The organism is Gordonia sp. (in: high G+C Gram-positive bacteria) (assembly GCF_049299075.1).
In the GTDB taxonomy this organism is placed as follows: Bacteria; Actinomycetota; Actinomycetes; order Mycobacteriales; family Mycobacteriaceae; genus Gordonia.
Genome location: NZ_JBAQWU010000437.1, coordinates 1 through 4,771, shown reverse-complemented (window position 1 = coordinate 4,771; position 4,771 = coordinate 1). Strand labels below are relative to the sequence as shown.

Here is a 4,771-nt window from a genome sequence, read left to right as displayed (position 1 = left end):
GGTCTGCGGTGCGCCGCTGATGGGTCCGAGCAGGTGAATCCGGCTGGCGGCCACGGTCGGGTCGAGGCCGTCGGCGAGGAGCGTGGCCACCTGCCGCGCACACTCGTCCCAGTGGACCGGTCCGCGGTGGCACACGACCGGAGCCGGATCGGCCCGGCGCACCCACCGCGGAAAGGCGAGATTGCGCCGCGCGGGTGCGACACGCACGTTGAGGTCGTCGACCGCCGCGACCCGTGCCCGGAGTTCGTTCTCGACTCGCCCGGCATCTGAATCCGGTTGCGCGGCGAAGCAGTACAGCGCGAACTGATCGGTAATGCGGTGCTGCGCATGCCAGAACATCTCGGCGTCACCAGGTGCCAGGGCAGACATTGCACCACCTTCCAGGCACCACCCCTGATCGCTGTAGGGTCCAGTGACAGCGTACGAGGGAGAGAGCCGAATGCCGCACGACGCCGCCCCGAACAACACGACCACCACAGCCACTCCGGTGATCGTGGGCGTAGGACAGTCCTCCGAGCGATTGGACGATCCCGGCTACGCCGCCCTGGGCGAAGCCGATCTGGCCGCGCGGGCCGTGCTCGAAGCTTTCGCTGACACCGGTGCTGATCCAGCCGAACTGGCCGCGCGGATCGACGTCGTGGCTGCGGTCCGCTCGTTCGAGAAGTCCAGCCCCGCCGGGCACTCCCCGTTCGGGCGCCCGGACAATATGCCGCGCGCCGTGGCCACGCGCACCGGGATGGATCCGACCCGGGCCGTGGAAGAAGTGACCGGCGGCCAGAGCCCGCAGCACTTGATCACCGAGTTCGCCGGGCAGATCGCCGCCGGCACGTCGCAGGCGGTGGTCCTCTTCGGTGCTGAAGTGATGTCGACGGTGCGCAACGCCCTGGTATCGACGGGGCCCAAACCTGACTTCGCTGAACACATCGATGGCCAGTTGGAAGATCGCGGTTTCGGTATCGCCGGAATGGTCTCGGTCGAGGAGGTAAAGCACGGCGTCGTATCGCCGACAACCCAATACTCCCTGCTGGAAAATGCCCGTCGACACCGACTCGGCGCCTCCCGCGAGGAGTACGCCCGGGGTATGGGCGAGCTATTTGCCCCGATGACGACCGTGGCAGCCGCCAACCCGCATGCGGCCGCCCCTCGTGCGCACACCGTCGCCGAGTTGGTGGAAGTCAGCGAGTCCAACCGGCTCGTCACCGAGGTGTATCCCCGCCGCCTCATCGCCCGGGACCACGTGAACCAGGCCGCCGCCGTGCTGCTGATGTCGGAGGCCGCCGCGGAAGCAGCTGGCATCGACCGCAGCAAATGGGTCTATCTCCACGGTCATGCCGATACCGTCGAGCAACCGCTGATGGCACGTCCCGAGCTGGCGCAGGCCCCGGCGTCGGTCGCCGCCGTGCACGCGGCCCTAGCCATGGCGGGCACCGATGTGGACCAGATCGGCGCCTTCGATCTGTACAGCTGCTTTCCCATCGCCGTCTCCGTACTCACCGAGGCATTGGGGCTCGCGCCCGACGATCCCCGCGGACTGACTGCCACCGGCGGTCTGCCCTACTTCGGCGGTCCCGGAAACAACTATTCGATGCACGGCATCGCCGAGGTGGTACAGCGCGTCCGCCGATCCCCCGGCATCCTCGGGCTGGTCACCGCCAACGGCGGAATGCTCAGCAAATTATCGGTCGGTATCTACGGTACGACCCCGGTGCCGTGGCGTTTGTCGACCTCGGCGCGCCCGCAGGCCGAACTGGACGCCCGCGCGCACATCCCGCTATGCCGCTTTCCTGATGGCCCCGGCGTGATCGAGACGTACACGGTGCTCGACCCCGATCGGGACTCCCGCGCCGGCATCGTGATCGGCCGAATGGCCGACGGTGCACGCTTCATCTCCACCGTCGCACCCGGCGACGACGCACTCCTGGACCGGCTCCTGCGCGCCGACGACCCAATCGGCACCGACGTGTGGGTGCGGTGCGAACCCGCACGGAACTACGTCACCGTGGACGAGCCGACGATGGATCGGCTGCGTCCGCGTCGCCCGATCGGTTTCCGCGACCAGTACGGCGATGTGATCGTGCGTCGCGAAGGCCGCGTGCTGGAGATCGTGATCAACCGACCCGATTCCCGGAACGCCCTCCGTCCGCAGACCAACGCCGAGCTCGACGAGATCTTCGATGCCTACTTCGCCGACCCCGAGCTGTGGGTGGCGATCCTCACCGGCGCGGGCGACACCGCGTTCTCATCGGGCAACGACCTTGCGGCCAGCGCCGGCGGCGGCGGCCTGGCGACCCCGGCGAATGGCTTCGGCGGTCTCACCTCCCGCCGGGACCGGCCCAAGCCGATCATCGCGGCGGTCAATGGTTTCGCGCTCGGCGGCGGCCTGGAAGTGGCCCTCGCCTGCCACCTGATCGTCGCCGATGCCGGCGCGTCGTTCGGCTTGCCGGAGGTGAAGGTCGGCTTGGTGGCCGCGGCTGGCGGTCTGGTGCGGCTGCCGCGTGTGCTGCCCCCGGCGCTGGCCCGCGACATGATCCTGACCGGCCGTCGCCTCACCGCCGACGAGGCGCTGACACACGGCCTGGTCTCCCGCCTCGCCTCACCTGGACAGGCACTGGATTTGGCCCGGGAGATGGCCGCCGAAGTGCTGGCCGCCTCCCCGAGCTCGGTCGCCGAATCGATCGCCGTAATGGCCGATTCGGAGGCCATCGGCGACACCGTCACCGCGGTGCGCGAGAGCCTGTCGGTTCTCGACCGGGTCTTGGTCTCCGCTGATACCCGCGAAGGCATCCTGGCGTTCCTGCAGCGCCGCAAGCCCCGCTGGACCGGACGCTGACTCGGGCGGCTCAGCCAGCCAACTTGAGTCCGACCACCCCGGCGACAATAGCGCCGATGCAGAGGACCTTGACGAGCGAAACAGTTTCGGTGCCGGTCGCCATCGCGTACGCGACGGTCCCGATCGCGCCGACGGCCACCCAGACGGCATAGGATGTGCCCGTCGGGAGGTCGGTCATGGCGTAGGCGAGGCCGGCCATCGAGATGACCAGTGCGACGGCAAACACCACCGACGGTCCGGGTTTACTGAGCCCCTCGGAGCGGCCGAGCGCCGTCGCCCAGACGGCTTCGAACGCACCGGAGACAATAAGAACGAGCCACGCCATAGTCGAGCCCTCCCCTCCACCGTCTTGTCGCTGGTCCGGGTACGGCGGGCTCGTCCGGCTTGCCGGGGAATCGGCGCTGCCACCGAATCTTCGGGCAGCAGAACCAGGCTATCGGTACCGTGGAAGCGATACCAGTTGCGCCGTACCCAGGAGGTCACGATGGCCGCAGACGACCCCTTCGGACCCGACGACGAAGACTTCGACCGCTTTACCCGCGAGGTGGGCGACGGGCTGAAAGATCTCGTGGGCAAGTTCCTCACCGGACAGGCCGGCCAGGCCGCATGGTCGACGATCGCCGACGCCGCCAACTCCCGCGCCACCAACTCCCGCGCCACCGGTTCCCGCGCGCCGGCCCCGGCGGAGAAGGCAGCGCCCGCCGATGCGAGCAGCGGCGTGTGGGCCGTCGTCTCCGTCGATGACGGCGGCACCCGTGTCGAACAGGTTTTCCGCACCGAGATCGAGGCACTGCGGGCCCACCAGCACAACACCGATGCGCTGCGCCGCGTCCGGTTCCTGCCGTACGGCATCGCCGTCGCCGCACTCGACAGCGACTAGCCGGGCATGTACTGGTCGGCGGCCGCGTCGACGTCGACGAGTTGGTGGCAACTCAACATCGTCGACGGCGGTAAAGGTCCGCTCCTGCTGGCCTTCTGCGCGTTCGTGACGACCTTCCTCATCACACGCACCATCACCCGTCTGATCCGGTCCGGTCGGGGGCCGTTCCACAATGTTTCGGCTGGCGGCGTGCATATGCACCACTCAACACCGGGCATGATTCTCCTGATTATCGGCGCGTTCACCGCGCTCGGCGCACCCGCACACACCCCGTGGCCGTATGTCGCGGCGGTGCTCATCGGCTCGGGATCATCGCTGGTGCTCGACGAGTTCGCGATGATCTTCCGACTGCAGGACGTCTACTGGACGCAAGAGGGCCAGCTGTCGGTGAACATGGTGACGCTCGCCGGTGCGTGCATCGGGCTGGCCGTGGTCGGCTTCTCCCCGGCGAATGTGCCCGAGCTGAGTTCGACGACCGAGTCACGCCGTACCGTCGTCGTGATCGCCCTGGTGGTGCATTTCGGGATCGTCACGGTCGTGGCGCTCAAAGCCAAATACGCGTGCATGCTGCTCGGCCTCTTTCTTGGGCCGGTGGCGTGGGTCAGCGCCGTCCGGCTGGCCCGTCCGCATTCGCCGTGGGCGCGATGGTTTTACCGGGATCGCCGACGTGCGCACGCCCAGCGGCGTGAGGACGCCTTCAACGACCGCTGGGGCCGGGTCCGCGGGGCCTGGGACGACGTCATTGGCGGCACCCCCACCGCCGCCGATCCCGCGCCCGCCGCCCCGACCGCAGGATGATGTCGACACGGTCGTCACTGCGTTCCTCCCGGCTCAATCATCGATGCGCCCGCCGATCGGTCAGTCGCGCAACGCGGCGAGGGCCTTGTCGGCGTGCACGTTCATGTTGATCTCTGAGGCGATGACTTCGGCGACGGTGCCGTCGGTGGCGATGGCGAAGGTGGTGCGTTTGGTCGCCATCCCGGCGAGCTTGAGCAGGCCGCCGCGACCCACCCCGTACGCCGCAGCCACCGCGCCGTCAACGTCGGCGAGCAGTGGGTAAT

General features: G+C 68.5%; 4 protein-coding genes, 2 pseudogenes and 1 riboswitch. Of the genes and pseudogenes, 3 read left to right on the top strand and 3 right to left on the bottom strand.

Features of this window, described 5'->3' with window-relative positions:
- Positions 1-369: pseudogene (locus WAW85_RS14020) on the bottom strand (DUF1298 domain-containing protein); the annotation flags it as partial.
- 70 nt (positions 370-439) lie between these two features.
- Here WAW85_RS14020 and WAW85_RS14015 point away from each other — a divergent pair.
- Positions 440-2,830 (top strand): acetyl-CoA acetyltransferase, encoded by a 2,391-nt coding sequence (locus WAW85_RS14015; protein ID WP_422560213.1) that lies wholly within the window; start codon positions 440-442, stop codon positions 2,828-2,830.
- Between the two features lie 10 nt (positions 2,831-2,840).
- On the opposite strand, the gene WAW85_RS14010 is transcribed toward WAW85_RS14015, so the two are convergent.
- Positions 2,841-3,155 carry a DMT family transporter gene (locus WAW85_RS14010; RefSeq protein WP_422560212.1) on the bottom strand — a complete coding sequence of 105 codons (315 nt, stop codon included), beginning with the start codon at positions 3,153-3,155 and terminating at the stop codon, positions 2,841-2,843.
- A gap of 13 nt (positions 3,156-3,168) precedes the next feature.
- A riboswitch (guanidine-III (ykkC-III) riboswitch) is annotated at positions 3,169-3,235 on the bottom strand.
- A 79-nt stretch (positions 3,236-3,314) separates the two neighbouring features.
- Between WAW85_RS14010 and WAW85_RS14005 the strand changes: the two genes are divergently transcribed.
- Together WAW85_RS14005 and WAW85_RS14000 are read left to right on the top strand one after the other, a co-directional pair.
- Positions 3,315-3,710 (top strand): hypothetical protein, encoded by a 396-nt coding sequence (locus WAW85_RS14005; protein ID WP_422560211.1) that lies wholly within the window; start codon positions 3,315-3,317, stop codon positions 3,708-3,710.
- Positions 3,711-3,716: 6 nt separating this feature from the next.
- Positions 3,717-4,508 (top strand): hypothetical protein, encoded by a 792-nt coding sequence (locus WAW85_RS14000; protein ID WP_422560210.1) that lies wholly within the window; start codon positions 3,717-3,719, stop codon positions 4,506-4,508.
- Between the two features lie 60 nt (positions 4,509-4,568).
- On the opposite strand, the pseudogene WAW85_RS13995 reads toward WAW85_RS14000, so the two are convergent.
- Positions 4,569-4,771, bottom strand: a pseudogene (locus WAW85_RS13995) (peroxiredoxin); the annotation flags it as partial.